The 24,316-nt window shown below is 71.0% G+C and carries 20 protein-coding genes; 7 read left to right on the top strand and 13 right to left on the bottom strand.

What is annotated here, in order from left to right; genetic code table 11:
• Positions 1-17: 17 nt before the first annotated feature.
• Both OG371_RS44315 and OG371_RS44310 read right to left on the bottom strand, forming a co-directional pair.
• The gene (locus OG371_RS44315; protein ID WP_329063266.1) at positions 18-1,082 is read right to left on the bottom strand and encodes a beta family protein; all 1,065 of its coding nucleotides are present in this window, start codon (positions 1,080-1,082) and stop codon (positions 18-20) included.
• A 133-nt stretch (positions 1,083-1,215) separates the two neighbouring features.
• The gene (locus OG371_RS44310; RefSeq protein WP_329063264.1) at positions 1,216-1,893 is read right to left on the bottom strand and encodes an MBL fold metallo-hydrolase; all 678 of its coding nucleotides are present in this window, start codon (positions 1,891-1,893) and stop codon (positions 1,216-1,218) included.
• Positions 1,894-2,374: 481 nt separating this feature from the next.
• Between OG371_RS44310 and uvrA the strand changes: the two genes are divergently transcribed.
• The gene (gene uvrA / locus OG371_RS44305; RefSeq protein WP_329063263.1) at positions 2,375-5,236 is read left to right on the top strand and encodes an excinuclease ABC subunit UvrA; all 2,862 of its coding nucleotides are present in this window, start codon (positions 2,375-2,377) and stop codon (positions 5,234-5,236) included.
• A 121-nt stretch (positions 5,237-5,357) separates the two neighbouring features.
• Here uvrA and OG371_RS44300 read toward each other — a convergent pair whose 3' ends face one another.
• Positions 5,358-6,236 (bottom strand): fibronectin type III domain-containing protein, encoded by an 879-nt coding sequence (locus tag OG371_RS44300; RefSeq protein WP_442876053.1) that lies wholly within the window; start codon positions 6,234-6,236, stop codon positions 5,358-5,360.
• A gap of 441 nt (positions 6,237-6,677) precedes the next feature.
• Between OG371_RS44300 and OG371_RS44295 the strand changes: the two genes are divergently transcribed.
• From OG371_RS44295 to OG371_RS44285, 3 genes are read left to right on the top strand one after another with little or no spacing between them, the layout of a single operon-like run.
• Entirely contained in the window at positions 6,678-7,229 is a 552-nt protein-coding gene (locus OG371_RS44295; protein WP_329063260.1) for a sigma-70 family RNA polymerase sigma factor, read from the top strand.
• Entirely contained in the window at positions 7,226-7,915 is a 690-nt protein-coding gene (locus OG371_RS44290; protein ID WP_329063258.1) for an anti-sigma factor family protein, read from the top strand. Before OG371_RS44295 ends, OG371_RS44290 begins: the two co-directional genes overlap by 4 nt.
• A gap of 14 nt (positions 7,916-7,929) precedes the next feature.
• The gene (locus OG371_RS44285) at positions 7,930-8,370 is read left to right on the top strand and encodes an SRPBCC family protein (protein ID WP_329063257.1); all 441 of its coding nucleotides are present in this window, start codon (positions 7,930-7,932) and stop codon (positions 8,368-8,370) included.
• On the opposite strand, the gene OG371_RS44280 is transcribed toward OG371_RS44285, so the two are convergent.
• Positions 8,358-9,797, bottom strand: a complete 1,440-nt coding sequence (locus OG371_RS44280) for a DHA2 family efflux MFS transporter permease subunit (RefSeq protein ID WP_329063255.1) — start codon at positions 9,795-9,797, stop codon at positions 8,358-8,360. The genes OG371_RS44285 and OG371_RS44280 overlap by 13 nt on opposite strands.
• A 113-nt stretch (positions 9,798-9,910) precedes the next feature.
• Here OG371_RS44280 and OG371_RS44275 point away from each other — a divergent pair, with 113 nt between their 5' ends.
• On the top strand, positions 9,911-10,327 hold the full coding sequence (locus OG371_RS44275) for a winged helix-turn-helix transcriptional regulator (protein WP_329063253.1): 417 nt from the start codon (positions 9,911-9,913) through the stop codon (positions 10,325-10,327).
• 98 nt (positions 10,328-10,425) lie between these two features.
• Here the strand turns inward: OG371_RS44275 and OG371_RS44270 are convergent, their stop codons facing one another.
• Entirely contained in the window at positions 10,426-11,787 is a 1,362-nt protein-coding gene (locus tag OG371_RS44270) for a cation:dicarboxylate symporter family transporter (RefSeq protein ID WP_329063251.1), read from the bottom strand.
• A 155-nt stretch (positions 11,788-11,942) separates the two neighbouring features.
• On the opposite strand from OG371_RS44270, the gene OG371_RS44265 reads away from it, so the two are divergent.
• Both OG371_RS44265 and OG371_RS44260 read left to right on the top strand, forming a co-directional pair.
• Positions 11,943-13,568 carry a sensor histidine kinase gene (locus tag OG371_RS44265; RefSeq protein ID WP_329063249.1) on the top strand — a complete coding sequence of 542 codons (1,626 nt, stop codon included), beginning with the start codon at positions 11,943-11,945 and terminating at the stop codon, positions 13,566-13,568.
• Positions 13,565-14,239, top strand: a complete 675-nt coding sequence (locus OG371_RS44260) for a response regulator (protein WP_329063247.1) — start codon at positions 13,565-13,567, stop codon at positions 14,237-14,239. Before OG371_RS44265 ends, OG371_RS44260 begins: the two co-directional genes overlap by 4 nt.
• A gap of 39 nt (positions 14,240-14,278) precedes the next feature.
• Here the strand turns inward: OG371_RS44260 and OG371_RS44255 are convergent, their stop codons facing one another.
• From OG371_RS44255 to OG371_RS44220, 8 genes are all read right to left on the bottom strand, one after another.
• A complete protein-coding gene (locus OG371_RS44255) occupies positions 14,279-15,667 on the bottom strand; it encodes a beta-N-acetylhexosaminidase (protein ID WP_329063245.1) in 1,389 nt (462 codons plus the stop codon).
• Between the two features lie 2 nt (positions 15,668-15,669).
• On the bottom strand, positions 15,670-16,536 hold the full coding sequence (locus OG371_RS44250) for a carbohydrate ABC transporter permease (RefSeq protein ID WP_329063243.1): 867 nt from the start codon (positions 16,534-16,536) through the stop codon (positions 15,670-15,672).
• A complete protein-coding gene (locus OG371_RS44245) occupies positions 16,527-17,483 on the bottom strand; it encodes a carbohydrate ABC transporter permease (protein WP_329063242.1) in 957 nt (318 codons plus the stop codon). The genes OG371_RS44250 and OG371_RS44245 overlap by 10 nt, the downstream gene beginning before the upstream one ends.
• A 5-nt stretch (positions 17,484-17,488) precedes the next feature.
• Positions 17,489-18,772, bottom strand: a complete 1,284-nt coding sequence (locus OG371_RS44240) for an extracellular solute-binding protein (protein WP_329063240.1) — start codon at positions 18,770-18,772, stop codon at positions 17,489-17,491.
• Positions 18,773-18,845: 73 nt separating this feature from the next.
• On the bottom strand, positions 18,846-19,988 hold the full coding sequence (locus OG371_RS44235; protein ID WP_329063238.1) for a lactonase family protein: 1,143 nt from the start codon (positions 19,986-19,988) through the stop codon (positions 18,846-18,848).
• A gap of 37 nt (positions 19,989-20,025) precedes the next feature.
• Positions 20,026-21,417 (bottom strand): GntP family permease, encoded by a 1,392-nt coding sequence (locus tag OG371_RS44230; protein WP_329063236.1) that lies wholly within the window; start codon positions 21,415-21,417, stop codon positions 20,026-20,028.
• The gene (locus tag OG371_RS44225; protein WP_329063234.1) at positions 21,414-23,009 is read right to left on the bottom strand and encodes an N-acyl-D-amino-acid deacylase family protein; all 1,596 of its coding nucleotides are present in this window, start codon (positions 23,007-23,009) and stop codon (positions 21,414-21,416) included. The genes OG371_RS44230 and OG371_RS44225 overlap by 4 nt, the downstream gene beginning before the upstream one ends.
• Positions 23,009-24,313, bottom strand: coding sequence for an amino acid deaminase (locus OG371_RS44220; RefSeq protein WP_329063231.1), 1,305 nt, complete (start codon positions 24,311-24,313; stop codon positions 23,009-23,011). The genes OG371_RS44225 and OG371_RS44220 overlap by 1 nt, the downstream gene beginning before the upstream one ends.
• Positions 24,314-24,316 lie beyond the last annotated feature (3 nt).

Below are 24,316 nucleotides of genomic sequence, written 5' to 3'. Positions count from 1 at the left end.
GGTGCCGCAGACGAAAGTCAGAGATCGTCCGCAGGCCGGTGTGACACGTGCTGGAGGTGGTGCGAGGTGGCCATGGCGATCCATCGGGGTACCGCCCCGGCGACCTTGCTGCCGGTCGGCCGGCACTGCGTCAACTCGCGATCGCCCCATGAATAGCCGGGACCGGCGAAGTCGTCTCGCTCGACCAGTTCCTCGGCCAGATCGGCGAACAATTCGGCCGCCACATCGCCTTTCTTCTGTTTCCGGCGCAGTATCACGGTCCTTCGAGGCACCGTGTAACAGAGGTAGGGGAAAGGGCTTCGGGCGTTGCCCCCGGCTGCGGGAGGCTCTGGGTGCGTCACACCGTAATCGCCGTAACCGATGTCGCCGGAGCAGCCGTTGCGTACCTCGTTCCACAGCGTGACCTCTGGACGGTCAAGCAGGATTGTCGCGTAGGTCTTCCGTTCGCGTGGGATCGATCCGGCCAGAAGCTTGGTCGCCCCGGGACCCAGCAGATCTGACGTCGTCGTAGCGGCTTCCGCTATCGAAGCCACCTGATGGGCTCGTACGGTTTCGACGAATCCGGTGTCGATCACGGCATGGACGCGTCCGGGCTCGGTGCCGGTCAACCGCATGATCGATCGGATCCGCTCGGCGAGCCTCGGTGCCGGGCGGCGGATCCGGATGGCGATATCGCGGTCTTTGTGCTCGATCAGCAGCCGGACCCGCCGTAGTTCGTCGTTCGAGGCGTCGACCGAGATGACCGGGACCAAGCCGGCCCGATCGACGGCGAGGAGCCCCAGGCTCTGCACCATGGCGGATTCGATGATGTCGTCGAGGTACTCGAAAACCCCGCCCCGTTGCTGTGCCAGCGGGCTGCCGGCGGTGAGCCAAGTCGTGTCCAGCCACAAGGTCCGGTTGAATTGCGCGACGTTGACCGCGGCCTGGACGAGTGCGGGCAGCAGTTTACCGCTGGGCTTCACGGAATCGAGCAGCTCGACGATCACGTCTGCCTGCGCGTCGTCCGCGGAGCTGAGCTGGCGGAGGGCATTGAGCTCACCGCTTTTGCATTTGACTGCCACCAGCGGGCGGCCAGGGTGCATTCGCCTGCCTCCTCAAGGACGGCGATATGGCTCGAAATTCCCAGTGTCGGGGACTTTCGAGCCATAAGCTGTCCTCTGAGCAGGTGGCAGCAGTCAGCCTATGGGTGACATAGGCATTGCTCGGAGTAGTTGCTCACCAGCCGCGTCCGCGCCATTCAGCCAGCTTCGGACGTTCCGCCCCAAGCGTCGAGTCGTCCCCGTGGCCCGGATAGAACCAAGTGTCGTCCGGCAGCTCGTCGAAGATGCGCGACGACACGTCGTCAAGCAGGGACGTGAAGTCCTCAGGTGAGGTGGTCCGCCCGATGCCGCCCGGGAAGAGCGAGTCGCCCGTGAAGAGGTGCGCGTGGCCGGTCGGGTCGCGGTAGAGGAGGGCGATCGAGCCAGGGGTGTGGCCGCGCAGGTGGATCACCTCCAGGGTGACCTGGCCCACCTTCAGCGCGTCGCCGTGTTCCACCAGGAAGTCCGGGGGGATCGGCAGCGGCTCGGCGTCCAGGGGGTGCGCCGCGGTGTTCGCGCCGTTCGCGCCCGCCACCGCGCCCAGGGCCTGCCAGTGGTCCGGGTGCTGGTGGGTCGTCACGACGGTGCGCAGCGCCGGGCGCTCCGGGCCGTGCCCGATCAGGTCCGAGATGCGCTCCGGGTCGCTCGCCGCGTCGATGAGCAGGGCCTCGTTCTCGGCGCGGCAGACGAGCAGGTACGCGTTGTTGTCCATCGGCCCGACCGAAAGCTTCGTGATGGTCAGCGCATCCAGCGTGCGTCGCGCGGCGTCGCCGCCCGGTTCGACGTGCCCGGTGTAAGAGTCGACGATGTTCACAAGAGCACACGGTAGCCGGGGTGGCGCCGTCGCTTCCACCCGCGTGACCGCCACTGGCGGTGCCGCTACGGCTGTCAAGTCGCACCGATCGTGTGGTGCTGGGACTCGTCCGGGTGCTGCTCCTCATACCGGCGGTTGCTCGTCGCGATCGGTATCCTGGGATCGGACTTGAATTTCCTGTGCGCCGGCCGTCCTGGTGATCCGCGGGGCCCGGTTTCCGTGCCTCCCATGGGTCGCCCCGGCGGTCACCGGGTCCGGCGGGGTCTCGTATGGTCTCCAGCTGGTGCACCAGGAACCGGGCCGCTGCCGGACCGGACCTCGGCGTCCCGGCCCGGCGACCGCCGGGAAGCCGGAAAACCGCAGGTCAAGGCCGTGGAGCCCGTTTTTGTCGGTGGTCCGTCCTAGCATGGGCGCGGCCGCTCGTGCAGGACTTCCACCGGGCCGGCCTCCGCAGCTGAGAATGAACTGAAGGGACGTGGGCGTGGCTGATCGCCTCGTTGTTCGCGGTGCCCGCGAGCACAACCTCCGCGGCGTGGATCTCGACCTGCCCCGCGACAGCCTGATCGTGTTCACGGGCCTGTCCGGGTCGGGCAAGTCGAGCCTCGCCTTCGACACCATCTTCGCCGAGGGGCAGCGGCGTTACGTCGAGTCGCTGTCGGCGTACGCCCGGCAGTTCCTCGGGCAGATGGACAAGCCCGACGTCGACTTCATCGAGGGCCTCTCGCCCGCGGTGTCGATCGACCAGAAGTCCACCTCGCGCAACCCGCGCTCCACGGTGGGCACGATCACCGAGGTCTACGACTACCTGCGGCTGCTCTACGCCCGCGCGGGCAAGGCGCACTGCCCCAAGTGCGGCGAGCTGATCAGCAAGCAGACGCCGCAGCAGATCGTGGACCAGGTGCTCGAGATGGACGAGGGCACCCGCTTCCAGGTGCTCGCGCCGGTGGTGCGCGGGCGCAAGGGCGAGTACCTCGACCTGTTCCAGAACCTGCAGCAGCAGGGTTACGCGCGCGTGGTCGTCGACGGCACGGTGCACCCGCTCACCGACCCGCCGAAGCTGAAGAAGCAGGAGAAGCACCAGATCGGCGTGGTGATCGACCGGCTGAGCGTCAAGACCAGCTCGCGGCAGCGGCTCACCGACTCGGTGGAGACCGCGCTGCGGCTGGCCGACGGCCTGGTCGAGCTGGAGTTCGTCGACCTGCCGGAGAACGACGCGCACCGCGTGCGCGGGTTCTCCGAGAACCTGGCCTGCCCCAACGGGCACCCGCTGGCGATCGAGGACCTCGAGCCGCGCTCGTTCTCCTTCAACTCGCCCTACGGCGCGTGCCCCGAGTGCACCGGCATCGGCATCCGCAAGGAGGTCGACCCGGAGCTGGTGGTGCCCGACGACGAGCTGTCGCTGGGCGAGGGCGCCATCGCGCCGTGGGCGGGCGGGCAGAGCGCCGACTACTTCATCCGGCTGCTCGAGTCGCTGTCCGAGGCCGTCGGCTTCCGCATGGACACGCCGTGGCGCAAGCTGCCGGCGCGGGTGCAGAAGGCGGTGCTGCACGGTGTCGACGAGCAGGTGCACGTCCGCTACCGCAACCGCTACGGCCGGCAGCGCTCGTACTACGCGGCGTTCGAGGGCGTCATCCCGTTCCTCGAGCGGCGCCAGGAGCAGACCGAGTCCGAGTACATGCGCGAGCGGTACGAGGGCTACATGCGCGAGGTCCCGTGCCCGACCTGCCAGGGCACCCGGCTCAAGCCCGAGATCCTGGCCGTCACGCTGGAGCACGGCACGCAGGGCGAGCGCTCGATCGCCGAGGTCTGCGCGCTGTCGATCGACGAGGCTTCGCGGTTCCTCGACGAGCTGGTGCTCGGCCCGCGCGAGGCGATGATCGCCGGCGCCGTGCTCAAGGAGATCCAGGCGCGGCTGCGGTTCCTGCTCGACGTCGGGCTCACCTACCTCTCGCTCGACCGCGCGTCGGGCACGCTCTCCGGCGGCGAGGCGCAGCGCATCCGGCTCGCCACGCAGATCGGCTCCGGGCTGGTGGGCGTGCTGTACGTGCTGGACGAGCCGTCGATCGGCCTGCACCAGCGCGACAACCACCGGCTGATCGAGACGCTGACCCGGCTGCGCAACCTCGGCAACACGCTGATCGTGGTGGAGCACGACGAGGACACCATCCGCTCCAGCGACTGGGTGGTCGACATCGGCCCGGGCGCGGGCGAGCACGGCGGCCACATCGTCCACAGTGGACCGTACAAGAAGATGCTGAAGAACAAGGAGTCGATCACCGGGGCGTACCTGTCGGGGCAGCGCCGGATCGAGGTGCCCGCCCTGCGGCGGCCGATCGACAAGAAGCGGCAGCTGACGGTCGTCGGCGCGCGGGAGCACAACCTGCGCGGGCTGGACGTGTCGTTCCCGCTGGGCTGCCTGGTGTCGGTCACCGGCGTGTCCGGCTCGGGCAAGTCCACGCTGGTCAACGACATCCTGGCGCAGGTGCTGGCGAACAAGCTCAACGGCGCGCGCCAGGTGCCGGGGCGGCACACGCGGGTCAACGGGCTGAACAACGTCGACAAGCTGGTGCGCGTCGACCAGTCGCCGATCGGGCGGACCCCGCGGTCCAACCCGGCCACCTACACCGGCGTGTGGGACCACGTGCGCAAGCTGTTCGCGGCCACGGCCGAGGCGAAGGTGCGCGGCTACCAGCAGGGGCGCTTCTCGTTCAACGTCAAGGGCGGCCGCTGCGAGGCGTGCGCCGGCGACGGCACGATCAAGATCGAGATGAACTTCCTGCCGGACGTCTACGTCCCGTGCGAGGTCTGCAAGGGCGCGCGGTACAACCGCGAGACGCTCGAGGTGCACTACAAGGGCAAGACCGTCTCCGACGTGCTGGACATGCCGATCGAGGAGGCGGCCGAGTTCTTCGAGCCGATCAAGGCGATCCACCGGCACCTGGCCACGCTCGTCGACGTCGGGCTCGGCTACGTCCGGCTCGGGCAGCCCGCGCCGACGCTGTCGGGTGGTGAGGCCCAGCGCGTGAAGCTGGCCAGTGAGCTGCAGAAGCGCTCCACCGGCAAGACGGTCTACATCCTCGACGAGCCGACCACCGGCCTGCACTTCGAGGACATCAGCAAGCTGATCGGCGTGATCAACGGGCTGGTGGACAAGGGCAACACGGTGATCGTGATCGAGCACAACCTCGACGTCATCAAGACCTCCGACTGGATCATCGACATGGGCCCGGAAGGCGGCTCGGGCGGTGGCACGGTGGTTGCGGAGGGCACGCCGGAGTACCTGTCGGAGGTTGCGGAGAGCTACACCGGTGAGTATCTCCGCGGTGTGCTGAACCCGGCCTGACACTGTAACCCGCTTCACGCTGAACCTGGCTTGACGCTGTCTCGGCCTGACGTACTCGGCGGCGGCTCCCGCGAGAGCCGCCGCCGAATGCGTTGGCGTGTCAGCTTCAGTGGCGGGCCGGTCAGTCCTTGCCGGTGGTGCGGTGCACGACGGGGGACAGCGGACCGTAGGAGAGGGCGCGGACCCGGAAGTCCGAGCCTTGTTCGCCGGGCAGCAGGGACAGGGCGCAGGTCGTGGTGTTCGGGTCGGTCACCTCGACGGGGGTGAAGCCGGTCTCGCCGGGCTTGCGGAGTTCCAGCAGGAAGCCGGCTTCGTTGGTGGTGTGATCGGTCCAGGTGAATACGACGCTGGTGTCCTCGCCCGGGGTCGCGCGCAGGTCAGTGGGGGCGGCGGCGTCGCCGGGGCTGGGCGCGCTTGCGGCGGAGGGTTGGCGGGGTGCGGTGCTGCTGCTTGCGGTGGTGTCGCCGGATGCGGCTGCTCGGCTGGGTGCGGCGGGCTGATCAGGTGCAGCGGGCTGGCTGGGGCTCGCGGCAGTGGAGCCGACCTTGACTGCCGCTGACACCGGGCCGGAGAACGGCCGGACGCGGTAGTAGAACGGCGTTTCCGGGATCAGGTCGGGGTGGGTGTAGCTGGTCTGGTCCGGGGGAAGGAACTGCAGTGCGGTCCACGGGCCGTCCGGGGCGTTGGCGTATTCGAGCAGGTGGCCGGCGATGCCGGGACCTGCTGCGGGCCAGTGCAGGACGATGTTCGTCGGCGAGGTCAGGGTCGCGGTGAGGGCCGGGGGCTGAGCGATCGGTGGGGTGGCCGTCGGTGCAGGGGACGAGCAGGCTGTCGCGACCGAAGCTGCCGACGCGAGCAGGGTGGTGAGCGCGAGCCTCTTGGTCCGCGCAACCAGACCAGTTCGTTTGAATGGCGCGGCCAGCCCACGTATGCCGACCTTCGGGAACAGCGCGGTCCGCGCGTGCAGGCTGCCCAACGGGCGGCGGGACTTCTCGGGCACGGCAGGCCTCCGGAACGTGCGGGCGGCGGCGGTGCCGGGCCAGCTTAGGAACCGCGCCCCGTGAGCGACAAGGCACGTTCCGGTGACCGGGAGCACGCCGGTGAACCGTTCGGCGTCGGCATCCGTGTGGAAGGTGCCGGGGATCCGCACCGGCACGGAACATCGAAAGGGGGCGGCTCCCGGGTGAACACGGCGGTGGCACTGGGACGACAGGACTTCGTGGCCGGGGCCGCGACGGCTCAGGACGCAGCGGTCCGGGGCACTGCGGTCCGAAACGCGGTGGTCCGGGGCGCGGTGGTCCGCGCCCAAGCTGTTCGGGCAGCGATGGTCCGAACCGGTGCAGCCCGAGGTTCGACGACCCGAACTGCAGAGGCGCGAACCGAGCGGACCCAGGCCACACCACTGCCCCCGGCAACTCGGGAAACCGCCGGCAGCTCAAGAGTGGCGATCGGACGAGGCCGGGCCCGGCGAGCCGCCGCCGAGGAGCTGGTCGAGCGGCTCTACACCGAGCACGGCCGCAGCCTGCTGGCCTACGCGACCCGCCTCACCGGCGATCCCGCGGCCGCCGAGGATGTGGTGCAGGAGACGCTGATCCGGGCCTGGAAGCATGCCGGCGACCTCACCGTCGACGGCCGTGGGTCGGTGCGGGGGTGGCTCCTTACCGTGGCTCGCAACCTGATCACGGACAGGGCGCGGGCCCGGGCGTCGCGGCCGCAGGAGGTGGCTGAGCAGCCGGAGGGGCTGGCGGTGCCGCCGGTGCAGCGGGACCACGCGCAGCGGGTCGTCGACTCGATGGCGGTGCTGGACGCGCTCGAAGAGCTGACGCCGGAGCACCGCGATGTGCTGGTGGCGATCTACTATCGCGGGAGGTCGGTCGCGGAGGCGGCCGAACTGCTGGGGATCGCTCCCGGGACGGTCAAGTCCCGGACGTACTACGCGCTGCGGGCGTTGCGCGCGGCCATGGCGAGTGCCGGAACGGAGGTAGTGGCATGAGCGCGGTGGAACAGGAGCACACGCAGCTCGGCGCCTACGTCCTCGGCGCGCTCGACCCGGGCGACACCACCGAGTTCGAACGGCACCTGGCGACGTGCGAGCAGTGCCGCGGCGAGCTGCAGGAGTTCGGGGCGCTGCGCGAAGCCCTCGACCTGGTGCCGCCGGAGGCTTTTCTCGACGGGCCGCCCGATGCCGGCGACCTGCTGCTGCAGCGCACGTTGCGCCAGATCCGCGTCGAAGCACCGGCCGTACGGCGGAAAGGGCCGCGCCGGGGGCTCACCCTCGCGGCGGCCGCGGTGATCGCGGTGGTCGTGCTCGGCGGCGGGGTGGCGATCGGCCGTCAGACCGCGCCGGCGTCGTCGCCGGTGGCGCAGGCCCCGGTGCCGGGGACCCGCGAGCTGTCCGCGACGAACCCCGCCACCGGCGCGAGCCTGACGGCGTCCGTGATCCCGGCGGCGGGCTGGGTGAAGGTGCACGTGGCGTTCAAAGGCATTCCCGCGGGCGAGAAGTGCCAGCTCGTGATCACCTCCAAGAACGGCCAGAAGTGGGTGGCCGGCAGCTGGCAGGTGTCCGGGAAGGCGACGTCACCGGGCTTCGACGGTTCGGCGGTCGTGGCGCCCGCGGACGTCGGCTCGGTCGGCATCGTCACCCTCGACGGCCGCGACCTGGTCTCGGCCCAGGTCTGAGCGGGAGCGGGACGGTGGGCGCGGAGTACCGGTTCCGGAGCACCTGGTGGCTCCCGGCCGTGCCCGCGTCCCGCGTTTTCGACGCCGTGGTCGACCTCGAGTCCTACCCGCGCTGGTGGGCGGACGTCCGGTCGGTGCGGCAGGTCGACGGCGACACCGCGGAGCTGGTCTGCCGCTCGCGGCTGCCGTACCGGCTCGTCATCGGCATGCACCGGGAGCAGCAGGACCCGGGCGCCGGCCAGGTCCGCGTACGGCTGACCGGCGACCTCGAAGGCTTCCTCGCCGGTGACCTCCAGCCGGTCGGCGAGGGCACCCGGCTGGTCATCACGCAGCAGGTGCGGGCCCGGAAACCGTTGCTGCGCAAGCTGGACGTGGTGGCCCGGCCGTTCTTCCGCGCGAACCACGCGTGGATGATGCGCCGGGGCCACCGCGGCCTGGCCGCCTACCTCGCCTGACCCGCCACGCACAGCTCCGGCGACTCCTGCGCCGCACGGGGACGGCGGGCCAGCACCGCCGCCGCGACCACGGCGGCGAGCACCACGAACCCGGCGCTGAACCCGTACGCGAGCCGATACCCCGACGCCAGTGCTTCCCGCGCCCCGACGTCCGCCAGCCCGGCCGTGCGCGAAGCCGCGACGGTGGCCAGCACAGCAGTACCGATGGCCCCGCCGACCTGCTGGGTGGTGCTGATCAAGCCCGACGTGACGCCGGAGTCGGTGGGCGAGGCGGCCGACATCGCGAGCCCGATCAGCGCCGGGATCGCCGTGCCCGCGCCGGCGCCCATCAGCACCAGCGAAGGGAGCACGTGCACGAAGTAGCTGCCCGAAGCCGGCGCCTGGGTCAGCAGCCCGAACGCGACGATCACCACCACCAGCCCGGCCACCAGCACCGCCCGCGGGGAGAACCGCGCGCTGAGCCGGTCGGACAGCCAGAGCGAGCACAGCGCGATCACCACCGGCGTCGGCAGGAACGCGATGCCGGTGCTCAGCGCGTCGAGGCCCAGCACCTTCTGCAGGTACAGCGCGGTGACGAACTGGAAGCCGAGGAACCCGGCCACCATCAGCACCATGGTCAGGTTCGCGCCCGCCACCGCGCGGACCCGCAGCAGCCGCAACGGAAGCAGGGGCGTGCGTGCGCGGGCCTGGCGCAGCACGAACCCGGCCAGCAGCACCACGGCGGCGGCGAGCGGCAGCACCGTCCCGGCCGTCCAGCCGTGGTCGCCGGCCCCGGCGATGCCGAACACCAGCAGCATCACGCCGCCCGTGACGAGCACCGCGCCGAGCGTGTCGATGCCCGAGCGCAGCCCGGTCCCGCGATCCGCCTCGACCACGAGCAGCGTGAGCACCAGCGCCGCGACGCCGATGGGCAGGTTGACGTAGAACGTCCAGTGCCAGTTCAGCGCCTGGGTGAGCGCGCCGCCGGCGATGAGCCCGATCGACGCGCCGCCCGCCTGCGTGAAGCTGTACACCCCGATCGCGCGGGCCCGGCCCGGGCCCGGCGGGTACATCGTCACGATCATGCCCAGCACCACCGCCGAAGCGAGCGCGCCGCCGACGCCTTGCGCGAACCGCGCGGCGACGAGCACCCCGGCGTTCGTGGCGAGCCCGGCGGCCAGCGAAGACACGGTGAACAGCGCCAGCCCGGCGAGGAACACCCGGCGGCGGCCCACCAGGTCGCCCAGCCGGCCGGACAGCAGGAGCAGCCCGCCGAACGCGACCAGGTAGGCGTTCACCACCCAGGCCAGCCCCGCGGCGGAGAAGCCCAGCTCGGCCTGGATCGAGGGCAGGGCCACCGCGACGATGCTGCTGTCGAGCACCACCATCATCGAGGCGGCGCAGAGCACTCCCAGCGCCACGGCCCGGGAACGGGCGACTTCCGGCATTTCGGTCCCTCCAGAACGGTCGTCGAAGAGTTTCCCCAGGTGGTGCTCAGGGAATCTCTTGTTACAGCGACCATCATGTGTGACCATCGGAGCGCGCGTAAGGAGGCACTTTCATGTCCCAGGGGAACATCGCTGTGACCGACCAGGCCGGCGCCACGGACCCGGAGAAACTCGCGGCGTGCACGGTGCTCGAGGTGATCAACCGGATCAGCGGCAAGTGGGCGATCGGCATCCTGCTGGAGGCGACCCGCGGCCCGGCCCGGTTCACCGAGCTTGAGCGTTCGATGCCCAGCATCAGCCGGCGCATGCTCACACTGACGCTGCGGAATCTGGAGCGCGACGGGCTGCTGGTGCGCACCGTCTACCCGACCGTGCCGCCGCGCGTGGAGTACGAGGCGACGCCGATGGCGCGCGAGCTCTACGACAGCCTGGCCGGCCTGGTCGACTGGGCCGGGCGGCACCGCGAGGCGATCGCCGTCGCGCGCGTGGCCTACGACGGGCACGCCGGCTGCGAACCGGCGCAGAAATGAAGGTGTGCCGTGTTCCGTGAGCACGGGGGACGCTCACGGAACACGGCACACTGGCGTTTCGCGCTCGCCGAGGCCAGCTCAGGCGGACGCGGAACGGGTCAGCTGCCCGCGGCCACCGGCTCGGGCCTCGGCTCGGCGGCGGCCGGGGGCTTCTCGTCGAGCAGGGTCGCCTCGTCGAACGGGGCGTTGCCCGCGAACACCTGCTCCGACTTGCCGCGGTCGAACTCCTTCATCCACGATCCGATGAGGACGGTCGCGACGGCGTTGCCGGCGAAGTTCGTCAGCGCGCGGGCCTCGGACATGAACCGGTCGATGCCGAGGATGAAGCCGACGCCGTCGACCAGCTCCGGCCGGTGCGACTGCAGGCCGCTGGCGAGGGTGGCGATGCCGGCGCCGCTGACGCCGGCCGCGCCCTTCGACGCCAGGATCATGAACAGCAGCAAGGTGATCTGCTCGCCCAGCGCCAGCGGCTCGTCCTGCGCCGTGGCGATGAACAGCGTCGCCATGGTCAGGTAGATCGCCGTGCCGTCGAGGTTGAACGAGTAGCCGGTGGGCACCGTGATGCCGACGACCGGCTTGCTGACCCCGAGGTGCTCCATCTTCGCGATCAGCCGCGGCAGCGCGGACTCCGAAGAGGACGTCGAAAGGATCAGCAGGAACTCGCGGCCCAGGTACTTGAGCAGCTTGAAGATGTTCACCCGCGCGCCGAGCCACAGCACCGTGCCGAGCACGCCGAACACGAACACCAGGCAGGTCAGGTAGAAGCCGAGCATGATCACCAGCAGGCTGCGCAGCGCGCCCCAGCCGGTGGCGCCGACCACCGCGGCGATCGCGCCGAACGCGCCGACCGGCGCCGCCCACATGATCATCGACAGGATGCGGAACACCAGCCGCTGGACGTGCTCGATCCCGCGCAGGATCGGCTCGCCGCGGGGGCCGAGCTTCTGCAGCGCGAACCCGGTCAGCAGCGCGATCAGCAGCGTCTGCAGGACCTGGCCCTCGGTGAACGCCGAGACGAAGCTGGTCGGGATGACGCCGAGCACGAAGTCGACGCCGCTCTCGGCGCCCTTGGCCTGGTCGTGCACCTTGGACACGTCGGCGGGGTTGAGGTGCAGCCCGGCGCCCGGGTGCAGCAGGTTGCCCACGACCAGGCCGATGGCGAGCGCGAACGTCGACATCACGATGAAGTAGACCAGCGCGGTGATGCCGACCTTGCCGACCTTCGCCGCCTTCGCGACCGAGCCGATGCCGAGCACGATGGTGCAGAAGATGATCGGCGAGATCATCATCTTGATCAGGTTGACGAAGCCGGTGCCCAGCGGGGCCAGCTGCTTGCCGACGCCCGGGGCCAGCAGCCCGACGGCGACGCCGAGGACCACGGCGACGATCACGGCCAGGTACAGGTAACGCGTCTTGTCGCGCTTCGGCGCGGACGCGTCGGGGGTCGGTGGTGTAGGCACCGTTGCCTCCAGCTCGAGGGGGGTGGAACGTCGGTCACTATGCGGCGCGGATATGACCAGCGTCACCGTTGTGTTCATTGAGTTCGCGTGATCGCTCCGGTCCGGTTCGGACACCGGGTACCCCCGCGCCGGGCCGGGTGTGCTGATATGGGCCGGTGCCTACGACGTCACGGACCCGGTCGAGCCGGTGGAGTCTCGCCCGTCAGCTGCTGGTCCTGCAGCTGGCCGTGATCCTCGTGCTCGTCGCCGGCGGGATCACGATCGCCTACTTCGACTCCCGCCGCACCACGAACGACCGGGCGGGCCAGCAGTCGCTTTCGGTGGCGCGTGCGATCGCCGACGCCCCCGACATCGCCCGGGCGGTGTCCACACCGGACCCGAGCGCGACGCTCCAGCCGTTCGCGGTGCGCGTGCTGGCCGACACCGGCGTGGACTTCGTGACGATCATGTCCCCGGCCGGCATCCGTTACACACACCCGAATCCGGCGTTGATCGGGCAGCCGTTCCTCGGCCACATCGAGGCCGCGCAGCGCGGCGGCGTGGTCAGCGAGACCTACACCGGCTCGCTCGGCCCGTCGGTCCGCGCGGTGGTGCCGGTGTTCGACGCGCAGCACCGGGTGGTCGCGCTGGTGGCCGTGGGCATCACCATCGCGGCGATTTCCGCGGAGCTGCAGGACCGGGTCTGGCCGCTGGTCGGCGTCGCGGCGGCGGTGCTGCTGGTCGGCGCGTGCGGCGGCTGGCTGGTGAGCGCGCGGCTGCGCCGCCAGACCCGCGGCATCGCGCCCGGCGAGCTGAGCAACCTGTTCGAGTACCACGAAGCCGTGCTGCACTCGGTCCGCGAGGGCGTGCTGCTCGTCGATCGCGACGGGCGCGTCGGGCTGTGCAACGACGGCGCCCGCACGCTGCTCGGCTTCCACGCCGACCCGGTCGGCCTCCCGCTGGACGAGCTGGGCCTGCCGCCGGAGCTGGCGGCCGCGTTCACCGCCACCGAAACCGGGCCGACGCCGGTCGAACCGGCACGGGCCGAACAGCTGCACGTCACCGATTCCCGGGTGCTCGTGGTCAGCACGACGGTGGTGCGTTCGGGTGGGCGGGCGCAGGGCACCGTCGTGCTGCTGCGCGACCACACCGAGTTGCAGACCCTGACCGGCGAGCTGACCACGGCGCGCAGCCTCGCGGAAGCGCTGCGTTCGCAGGCGCACGAGGCGGCGAACCGGCTGCACACCGTCGTTTCGCTGGTCGAGATCGGCCGGCCGGAGGACGCGGTCGAGTTCGCCACGGCGGAGCTGGCGCTGGCCCAGGAATTGACCGACCGGGTGGTGGGCTCGATCGCCGAGCCCGTGCTCGCCGCGCTGCTGCTGGGCAAGGCGGCGGAGGCGAGTGAACGCGGGGTCGAGTTCACCATCACGCCGGACACGGTGATCGAGGAGGACCTGGCGATCGCCGGCCGGGACCTGGTGACCATCCTGGGAAACCTGGTCGACAACGGGATCGACGCGGCCGTGCGCGGCGCGGGCGGGCGGCCCGCCGTGGTCGTCACCGCGCGGTCGGAGGACGGCGGTTTGTTCCTGCGGGTCGCCGACAACGGTCCGGGCGTGCCGGAGGAGGCTGTGGGGGACATGTTCCGCCGAGGCTGGTCGACCAAGGCGGCCGAGGGCCACGGGCTCGGGCTGGCGCTGGTCGGCCAGGCCGTGCGGCGGTACGGCGGCAGTGTCGACGTCGGCCGGGACGGCGGCGCGGTGTTCACCGTCCGGCTGCCGAAACAGGAGGCGCCCCGGTGATCCGCGTGCTGGTGGTGGAGGACGAGCCGGTGGCCGCCGAGGCGCACCGGGTCTACGTGGAGCGGCTGCCGGGGTTCGCCGTCGCCGGTGTGGTGCACTCCGGCGGCGACGCGCTGCGGTTCTGCGAGCGCGAGCCGGTCGACCTGGTGCTGCTCGACTTCTACCTGCCCGACACGCACGGGCTCGCGGTCTGCCGCTCCCTGCGCGCGGCCGGGCTGCCCATCGACGTGATCGCGGTGACCTCGGCGCGCGACCTGGCGCTGGTGAAGGCGGCGGTGTCCGTCGGGGTGGTGCAGTACCTGCTGAAGCCGTTCACTTTCGCTTCACTGCGGGAAAAACTGGAGCGGTACGCGGAGTTCCGGCAAGCCTCGGGTGAGGCCGGCGGCCAGGCCGAGATCGACCGGGCGCTCGCGTCGTTGCGCACCACCGAGCACCCGCCGCTGCCGAAGGGGATGAGCGCCCAGACGCTGGAGGCGATCACCGAGGCACTGGCCGGGGCCGGGGAAGGCCTCTCCGCCGGCGCTGCGGCGAGCGCGATCGGCGCGTCCCGCGTGACGGCCCGGCGTTACCTCGAATACCTGGCGGACAACGGTTTGGCCCAGCGCGAGCCGCGGTACGGGCAGGTGGGGCGGCCCGAGGTCTGGTACCGGCTGAAGTCCACCAGCTCGTGAGTGTTCAGGACGGTTAGAACCGGCCTGAACGCTCACGAGTCAGCGCGGCCGTCCCGGCGCGTCCGGACGGGTCTGCCAAGGATGCGGCCCGTCCAGCGGCCGGTACTCGACGCCGAGCGCGTCCAGCCGCGGGAAGTGGTGGTCGCGCAAGCGGGGCAGGAACTCGGCGAAGTCGCGTCCCGCCGGGCTCCACGCCACTTCCGCGAAGGCGGACAGGCGTGGGAAAGCCGCGTAGTCCACCCGCCGCACCGAGTCGAGGTGCTCGGTCCAGACCTGGGCCTGCACGCCGCGCAGCTGGGGGCCGGCCAGCGTCGGCTCGTAGCCGTAGACGTCCTCCAGCGTGTGCAGGTAGCCGACCGGGATCGGTTCGTCCGGGTGATCCGACTGGCGGTGGTCGAGGTACAGGTGCTCCTCCGAGCACAGCACCACGTCGTGGCCCAGTGCCGCGGCGCGCTCCCCGGCGGCGTCGGACTGCCACGCGCCGATCAGCATCGACGGCAGGCCCTCGATCTCCAGCACCTCGTCCCAGCCCATCGGCTGCCGCCCGCGCGACACCAGGTGCGCGGCGATCTCGCGGACGAACCGGCTGTGCTCCTCGGTCGCGCCCGGCACCTCGTCCCCGCCCAGGGCGATCACCGGCGACGGGAAAACGTCCAGCACGTGGTCGAACACGGTGCGGAAGAAGTCCACTGTGGACTCCGACGGGTCGAGCAGCGAAGTGCTGATGCCCCAGGAGGTCCACACCGCCCAGTCGGCGTCCGGGTCCGGTCCCAGCTTCGGGTACGCGGCGATGGCGGCGCGGGCGTGGCCGGGCACGTCGATCTCCGGCACCACCGTCACGGCGCGGGAAGCGGCGTACGCGACGATCTCGAGCATGTCCTCGGTGGTGTAGAAGCCACCGTGCGGACGGCCGTCGCGCTCGGGGCCGTCGTGCCGGCCGACCATCGACGAGCTCCGCCAGCCGCCGACGGACGTCAGCCTCGGGTAGCGCGGCACCTCGATCCGCCAGCCCTGGTCGTCGGTGAGGTGCAGGTTCAGCACGTTCAGCTTGTGCGCGGCCAGCAGGTCGACGAACCGCAGTACCTCGGCCTTGGTCCGGAAGTGCCGGGCGACGTCGAGCAGGCAGCCGCGCCAGCCGTGCCGCGGGTGGTCCTCCACCACCCCGCAGGGCAGCGTCAGTCCACTGTGGATGGAAGCGGCGCGGAACGCGTCCGGCCCGGCGAGCTGCCGCAGCGTCTGGCGGCCGTACACCTCGCCCGCGGCGTCGGCGGCGAACAGCGTGACGCCGTCCGGCGTGATCTCCAGCCGGTAGCCCTCCGCGGGCAGTTCCGGCGCGGTCCGCACTGAGACCGGCGCCGGCCACGGGCAGCTGCCCGGCGCGGCGGAAACCGAGACCGGGCGGGGGAGCAGGGTGTCGAATCCGGGCATGATCAGCCTTTCACCGCGCCGGACATCCCGGACACGAGCCGGCGTTGCACCAGCACGAAGAACACCAGGACCGGGATGGTCATCAGGGTGGACGACGCCATCACCGCGCCCCAGTCGGTGTCCTCCGGTTTGAAGAACACCAGGATCGCCTGCGGCAGCGTCTGGTTCTCGGTCTTGGAGATGATGAACGTCTTGGCGAACAGGAAGTCGTTCCACGCGTGGATGAACGCGAGCACGCTCACCGCGACCAGCCCGGGCGCGACCAGCGGGAACAGGATCTGCCAGGTGAAGCGCATCCGTGACGCGCCGTCCAGCTTCGCCGCTTCCTCCAGTTCCACCGGCACCGCCGCGACGAACCCGCGCAGCATCCAGATCGCGAACGGCAGGCTGAAGGCCAGGTGCACCAGCACCAGCGAGCCCAGCTCGTTGAGCCCGAACTCCGGCGCCACCGCGCCGATCGAGCGCATCAGGAAGAACAGCGGGATGGTCAGCGCCTCCACCGGCACCATCTGCGCCACCAGGATCATCACCAGCAGCACCGTCCGGCCGCGGAAGCGGAACCGGGTGAGCGCCACCGCCGAGAGGAACGAGAACAGCAGCGACAGCACCACCACGGCCAGCGCGACCACCAGGCTGTTGAGGAAGAACCGGCTGAAGCCGGACACCGTCAGCACCCGCTCGAAGCTGTCCAGCGAAGGCGCCAGCGTCCACGGCTTGGGGTTCGCGGTCTGGATCTCCCCGGCCGGCTTGAACGCCGAGAGCACCATCCAGTACAGCGGGAACGCCACCAGCCCGGCCACCACCACCGTGATGATCTCGGCCACCAGCCGCCCGGGGCGGCGAACGCGCCGCGCGGTCGTCACAGCCATGCTTCGCTCCGGCGCTGGGACCGGACGTACAGCCCGGTGATGGACAGCAGCAGCACCGTCATCACGACTCCGATCGCCGAGCCGAGGCCGTATTCCTGCCCGGCGAAGGCCTGCTGGTAGGCGTAGACGTTCAGCACGAGGTTGCGCCCCGCGACGCCGCCGCCGTTGGTCATCACGTAGATCTGGGTGAACACCTTGAAGTCCCAGATGATCGACTGGATGGTCGCGATCATCAGCAGCGGCCGCACCATCGGCAGCACGACCGTCCAGGTGGAGCGCCACAGCGAGGCGCCGTCGAGCGAAGCGGCCTCCAGCACCTCCTCCGGGATCGCCTTGATCCCGGCGTACATCGTGACCAGCACGAACGGGAACGAGCACCAGATCACCTCGGCGGCCACCAGCCCGAACGCGCCGAAGGTGCCGAACGTCCAGGAATGGTGCGCCATCCCGGTGAAGCCGACGCCCGAGAGCACCTCGTTGACCAGCCCGAAATCGGTGTCGAAGAGGAACAGCCAGACGTACGAGCCGGCGATCGCGGGCGTCGACCACGCGCCGAGCGCGGCCAGGAACAGCAGCGTCCGCGGCACCGCGCGCACCCGGCTGGCCAGCACCGCCAGCCCCGTCCCGGCCACCAGGCTGCCGATGACACAGGCGGCCGCGAACCCGACCGTCTTGCCGAGCACGGTCCAGAACTGCACGTCGGACAGCAGGGCCGCGTAGTTGTCGAAGCCGAGGAACACCAGCGGCGCCGCGCCCGCGGCCTGGGGCTGCCCGTAGTCGTAGAACGAGATCAGCACCAGCTGGTAGATCGGGTACACCAGCAGCGCGGCGAGCAGGATCCCCGCCGGCAGCAGGTAGAGCACGGCCGCCCGGCCGTCCCGGCGCCGCCGCGGCCGGCGGGGCGCGGGCGGGGCCGGGACGGCGACGGGCAGTTGCTGCGTGACCACGGCGGCTAGCCGAAGTTCTTGTTCATCGCGGCCGCGGCGTCGGCGAGCGCGCCCGCCGGGTCCTTGCCGCCGGTCGCGATCTGCTGCACGGCCGTGGGCAGCACGTTCTGGCTGTCGATCTTCGACCACGCGGGAGTGCTCGGCACGAACTTGGTGCCCGCCTTCAGGCTGTCCACGAAGGGCTTCAGCGACGGGTCGCTCGCGGCCAGCTTCTCCTGCACGCTGCCGAGGGTGGGCAGATTGCCCATGGCGTTGTACATCTTCTCCTGGTACTTCGCCCCGGCCAGCAGCTCGGCGAACTGCACGGCGAGCCCGTGGCGCTTGCTGGCGCCGAACACGCCGAGCAGGTTGCCGCCGGCGAACGCGGGCGCGACCGAGCCCGGAGTGGTGCCGGGCAGCGGGACCACGGCGTACTTGCCCTTCACCGCGCCCTGTTCCACGGCCTTGCGGTTGAAGTCGCCGCCGATGGTCATGCCGGCCTTGCCGCCGGCGAACGCCGTCACGCTCTGCGTGCCGGTGAGGTTCGCGCACGCCGAGGGCGGGCAGATGTCGTCCTTCAGCAGGCCGGCGTACTGCGTGATGCCCGCCTTGGCCGGATCGGCCTCCACAGTGGACGTCCACTTCCCGTTGTCCTGCTTGGCGATCTCGCCGCCGTTGGCCCAGATGTAGGGCAGCATCGCGTAGGTGTACTTGCCGCCGACGGAGATGCCGTACAGATCGGGCTTGGCCGCGCGGATCTTGCGCGCGTCCTCGGTCAGCTCGGCGAGCGTGGCCGGCGGCTTGAGGCCCAGCTCGGTGAACACGTCGGTGCGGTAGTAGAGCGCGCGGATGCCGGTGTACCAGGGCAGCCCGTAGGTCTTGCCGTTCGCCTTGGCGGTGTCCAGCACGGTTGGCAGCAGGTCCTTGCCCTCGCTCCACGACGAGATGTCGCCGGTGAGGTCGGACAGCGCACCGGTCTGGGCGTAGCTGGCCACGTCGGTGTTGCCGAACTCGGCGACGTCCGGGGCGTTCGACGGGTCGTTGAAGGCGCCGGAGAACTTGTCGGCGCGGCCCTCGACCGGCACCCACTGCACGTCCACGTCCACCCCGGCGTGCGCGGCCTTGAACTCGGCGATGGCGTCCTTCACCGCGGCTTCCTTGGGCGCGCGGCTGGCTTCGTCGAACAGCCAGACCCGCAGCGTGCCGGTCTGTTCGTCGCCGCCGGACGCGGCGGGGGCGGACTGGGTGGGCGCGCAGCCGGCCAGCAGGGCCAGCGCGGCGACGGCGGTGAACGTGCGGCGCAGTCTCATGGATGGGCTCCAGGTGGGAAGGGCTCGTGAGTGTTTATGCCGGTTAGAACCGGCATAAACACTCACGAGCAGTTCAGGCGAAGAAGACGGAATTGACCGACGGAACGGCGAGCGACCCCGCGACCGCCCCGGGCAGGCCGGTCGAGGCGTCGCGCGGCAGCCAGGTGACGGTGCCGGAGCGCTGGTTCGAGACGTAGAACCAGGCTTCGTCCGGGGAAAGCGCGAGGTGCCGCGGCCAGTTGCCGCCGGTGTCCACACTGGACGCCAGCGTGATCGCCGAGCCGTCGGCGGAGACGGTGAACGTGGCGATCGTGTTCGGCCCGCGCACGGTGGCGTAGGCGAATTTCCCGTTCTTCGACACCGCCATCTCGCCGGGGAAGAGGTCGCCGGTGCTGCCCGCGGGCACCGCCGGGACGACCGCGATCGGCGTCAGCTTGCCCGCCGCCGCGTCCCAGCTCAGCACGGTGATCTCCGGCCGCAGTTCCTGCGCGAGGTAGGCGAACCGGCCGTTCGGGTGAAACGCGAGGTGCCGCGGCCCGGCGCCCGAGGGGAGCGTGACCTGTTGGTGCAGCGCGAGTTTCCCGGTGCCGACGTCCAGGGTGTAGACGTACACCGAGTCCGCGCCCAGGTCGACCGAGAGCACCCACTGGCCGGTGGGGTCGTTGACCACCTGGTGCGCGTGCGGGTCGCGCTCGGGGCCGACGTGCTGCTGCAGGTCCGTCGCCGCGCCCAGCCTGCCGCCGTCCTCGATCGGCAGCACGACCACGCTGCCCGAGCCGTAGTTGGCCGCCAGCACGTACTTCTGGCTGGAGTGCACGGAAAGGTGGGTCGGCGCGCTGCCCTTCGACGGCGTGCTGCCCAGCAGCTTCGGGTCGGTCACGTTGCTGATGTCCAGCGCCGAGACCGCCCCGTCCGGGTCGCCTTCGTTGGTGGCGTACAGGAACCGGCCGTCGCGGCTGCGGTCGAACCACGACGCATCCGGCACGCCGGTGACGGTGCGGACAGGCGTGAGCGCGGGCTCGGAGCCCGCGCGGCTGACCACGTCGAGGCCGTGCCCCGCGGGCGGGGTGCTGGTGTAGCTGCCGACGTACGCGGTGGTGCCGGCGGAGGGACGGCACACCCGCGGCGTGGCGTTCGCGAGCTGGGCGCCGAGAACGGTGCCCAGGCCCGCGGCGCCGGCCGCGCCGAGGAAGGTGCGGCGGGAAAGTCCTGACATCGTGGTATCTCCCAACAGTGAGGGGACCGGATGTGGTTCAGACCACTAGCATGGCCAATGCTGCCACGGCGAAACCGCTGACGGAAAGGACTGTTTCCAGCGCGGTCCAGGTTTTCAGCGTGTTCGGCACGGTCAGTCCGAAGTAGCGGGACACGATCCAGAACCCGCCGTCGTTCACGTGCGAGGCGATGATCGAGCCGGCCGAGATCGCGACGACGACCAGTGCCAGCTGCGCCTGCGAGTAGTGCAGCTGCATCACCGTCGGCGCGACGATGCCGCTGGTGGTCACGATCGCGACGGTCGCCGAGCCCTGCGCGATGCGCATGCCGCAGCTGATCACGTATGCCGCCAGGATCACCGGCAGCCCGGCATCGCCCAGCGAGCCGGCAACCGCCTGGCCGATGCCGGTCGCGGACAGCACGGCCCCGAAGAACGAGCCCGCGCCGACCACCAGCAGGATCATCGCGACCGGCCGCAGCGCCGCGGCCGAAAGCTCGCCCAGCTGGGCGCCGGTCATCCCGCGGCGGTGGCCCAGCAGCCAGGACGCCAGCAGGGTGGCGATCGTCAGCGCGATCGCCGGGGTGCCCAGGAAGGCCGCGACCCCGGCGGCGCTGGAGTTCTTGGGCAGCAGGATGCTCCCGAACGTGCCCGCGAGGATCAGCACGAGCGGGATCGCGATGATGCCGCTGACCAGTCCGAGCGAAGGCGGGTTCTCGGTTTCGTCCTCGGCTTCACCGGCCAGCTTGGCGAACTCCTCGGCCAGCGGCACGTTCACCCGCTTGCCGATCCAGGTCGAGTACAGGATGCCGCCGATGAACCAGGCCGGGATGCCGCAGATCGCGCCCATCAGGATCAGCCAGCCGAGGTCCACGTGCAGCAGCCCGGCGGCCGCGACCGGGCCGGGGTGTGGCGGGATGAACGCGTGCGTGATCGACAGTCCGGCCAGCAGCGGCATGGCGTACAGCACGATCGAGCGGCCGCCCTGCTTCGCCGCGGCGTAGACCAGTGGCGCCAGCACGAAGATGCCGATGTCGAAGAACACCGGGATGCCGAAGATCAGGCCGGACAGGCCCATCGCCAGCGGGGCGCGCTTCTCGCCGAACGAACGCAGCAACGCCGCGGTCAGCACCTTGGCGCCGCCGGATTTCTCCAGGATCGAGCCGAGCAGCGTGCCCAGGCCGATGATCGCGGTGATGTGCCCGAGGATGCTGCCGAACCCCTTCTCCAGCAAGGAGTCCGAGGTCTTCTGCGCCGTGCCGACCAGGGTGCCCACGGGCAGCCCGGCGGCCAGCGCGGTGAGCAGGCCGACCACGATCAGCGCGATGAACGGCTCGACCTTCACCTTGATGATCAGGACGAGCAGGACGGCGATCGAGACGGCGGCGAGCGTGAGCAGCCCGCCCGTGGTGGTGTGCAGCCAGTGGATCATCGGCCCCTCCCGGGGTGACGAAGAGAACGGCCGGCCAGAGCGCCGGTGGGGTGGCCGTCCTCGATCGCGGCGACGCCGTTCACGAAGACATGGGGGATCCCTTCGGCGGGCTGCCTCGGGGCGTCGAACGTGGCGGTGTCGGCGACCGTGGCGGGGTCGAAGAGCACCAGGTCGGCCGCGTACCCGGGGCGCACGAGCCCCCGGTCGGCGAGCCGCAGCCGCCGTGCCGCGCGCCCGGTGAGGTGCGCGACGCAGTCGGCCAGCCCGAGCACGCCCAGGTCACGGACGTAGCGGGCCAGGTAGCGGGGGAACGTGCCCCAGGAGCGCGGGTGCGGCCGGTCGCCGACCAGCAGCCCGTCGGAGCCGCCGGTGTGCGTGCGGTGCCGCATGATCGCCTGCACGTTCTCCTCGTGCCCCACGTGCATCAGGCAGGAGGTGCCGAGGCGCTCGTCGAGCAGGGTGTCGAAGTACAGCTCCGACGGCGGGCGGCCGGCGGCCCGCGCGGACGCGGCGACGCTGTGGCCGACCAGCGCGGCGTTGCCGGCGTTGCGGACGCCGTTGATTTCGATGGCGTCCCAGTCGATCGGCACGCCGTGCGCACCGTCCGAACCGGACTCCTCGATCTCGGCGCGGATCCGCTCCCGGGTGTCCACATCGGACAGCCGGGCCAGCGTCGCGTCCAGCCCGCCCTCGGTGGCCCAGCTCGGCAGCAGGGCCGAGAGGTAGGTGGCGCCGGGCAGGTACGGGTAGGTGTCGAGGGTGATGTCGCAGCCGTCGTCGAGGGCGTTGTCCAGCAGCCGCAGCAGGTCCGGCGCCTTGCCCTTGTTGACGGAGAAGTTCATCGTGGCGTGCGCGAGGTGCAGCGGGCAGCCCGAGCGGCGTGAGACGTCGACCATCTCCGCGAACGCCTCCAGCGCGCCCTTGCCGTAGCTGCGGTGGTGCGGGCTGTAGTAGCCGCCGTGCTCGCCGACCACCTGACACAGCTCGACGAGTTCGGCCGTGTCGGCGTACATCCCGGGCGTGTACGTGAGGCCGGACGACATCCCGAAGGCGCCTTCGCGCAGCCCGGTCGCCACGAGTTCCTTCATCCGCGCCATTTCCGCGTCGGTCGCGGGCCGGTCCTCCCAGCCCAGCGCGAGCATCCGCACGGTGCCCTGCGGCACGAGGTAGGCGGCGTTCACCGCGACGCCCGCGTCGAGCCGGTCCAGGTACTCGCCGACCGAGCGCCAGTTCCAGTCGAAGCCGGCCGGGTCGTCGTTCCAGCCGGAGAGCTGCTGGCGCAGGGCTTCGAGCACGGTGTCGTCGACCGGCGCGTAGGACAGCCCGTCCTGGCCGAGCACCTCGGTGGTGACGCCCTGGGAGACCTTCGCGAGATGGTCCGGCTTCGCGAGCAGCTGGAGGTCGGAGTGCGAGTGCATGTCGATGAAGCCCGGCGCGAGCACGAGCCCGCCGGCGTCCAGGATCCGGTGTCCGGTCAGCGATCCGGGCTCGGCGACGCCGGCGATCCGGCCGTCGGTGATCCCGACGTCGTGGCGGGCGAGCTCGGACCCGGTGCCGTCGGCGACCTGGGCCCCGCGGATCACCAGGTCCATCAGAACCACGTCCGGACGAAGTCGGTGACGGTCTCGCCGTCGGCGTCCACCACCGGGACCAGCGGCCACTTGTCGAACGTCGTGCACGGGTGCGAGAGGCCCAGCCGCACCCAGTCGCCGACGTCGACCGGCGAGCCGGGCGGCAGCGTGAGGAACGTGTGCTGGTCGTTCATCTTCGGCACGGTGTGCCCGGTCAGCTCGGTGACGATGCCGTTGTGGCGCACCAGCTGCGGCTCCGGCATCCCCTCGTCGAACGGCAGGTCGCGCTTGCCTGCGGTGAGCAGGGCCAGGGTGTCCGACGGCTTCGACGTCGCCTGCGCCCACCCGTGCAGCGCGGGGCGGAAGCCCTCGACCCCGGCGATCCGCGGGTGCTCGCCGAGCGGGGAGATCTCGCGGTAGAAGCCGTCGTCGTGGGTGACGTACGCGCCGCTGCGCAGGATCGGCAGCACGTCGAGGCCGTTCGGCCAGGGCTTGGTCAGCTCGTCGGCCACGCGGTCGAAGTACGCGCTGCCGCCGCCGGTCACGAGCACTTGGCCCTCGGCGAGCAGTCCGTTGCCCGCCAGCGAGATCGTCAGCTCACGCAGATCGTCCACATAGGAGCTGATCTTCGTCAGCGCCGCTTCGTCGGTGCCGTGCGAGAGCGAGCCCTCGTAACCGCCGGTGCCGCGCAGCCGCAACACCGGGCTGTTCGCGACCGCCTCGGCGATGGCGAGCGCGGTCGCGGTGTCGCGGACGCCGGTGCGGCCACCGTCCGCGCCCAGCTCCACCAGCACGTCGACCGGACGCGGCGAGCCGGCCAGTGCGTCGGTCATCAGGTCGACGCTGCGGACCGAGTCGACCCAGCAGGCGAACTCGAAGCCCGGGTCCGCGGCCAGCTCGCCGGCCAGCCAGCGCAGCGCGGACGGGTCGACCAGCTGGTTGGCCAGCATGATCCGCCGCACGCCGAACGCGCGGTAGACCCGCAGGTGCCCGGCGTTCGCGGCGGTGAGGCCCCACGCGCCGTGCGCGAGCTGGCGGGCGAACAGCTGCGGCGCCATCGTGGTCTTGCCGTGCGGCGCGAGCGCGATCCCGCGGGTGGCGCACCAGGCGGCCATCGTCGTCAGGTTGTGCTCCAGCGCGGCCCCGTCGAGCACCACGAAGGGGCCGAAGAAGCCGTCGTCGAACAGGTTCGCGCGACGGGCCGCGGCCTCGTCGAGGGTCAGCCCGGCGAGCGCGGGCGCGATCGACCGGAACCGCCAGTCGATCCGTTCCTGGCGGCCGGCGCGGACGGCGGCGGTCAATGCGGCGTTCTCGGAACTGTCCATGGG

This window comes from Amycolatopsis sp. NBC_01480, from assembly GCF_036227205.1.
In the GTDB taxonomy this organism is placed as follows: domain Bacteria; phylum Actinomycetota; class Actinomycetes; order Mycobacteriales; family Pseudonocardiaceae; genus Amycolatopsis.
This window is presented reverse-complemented; position numbering and strand designations above follow the sequence as displayed.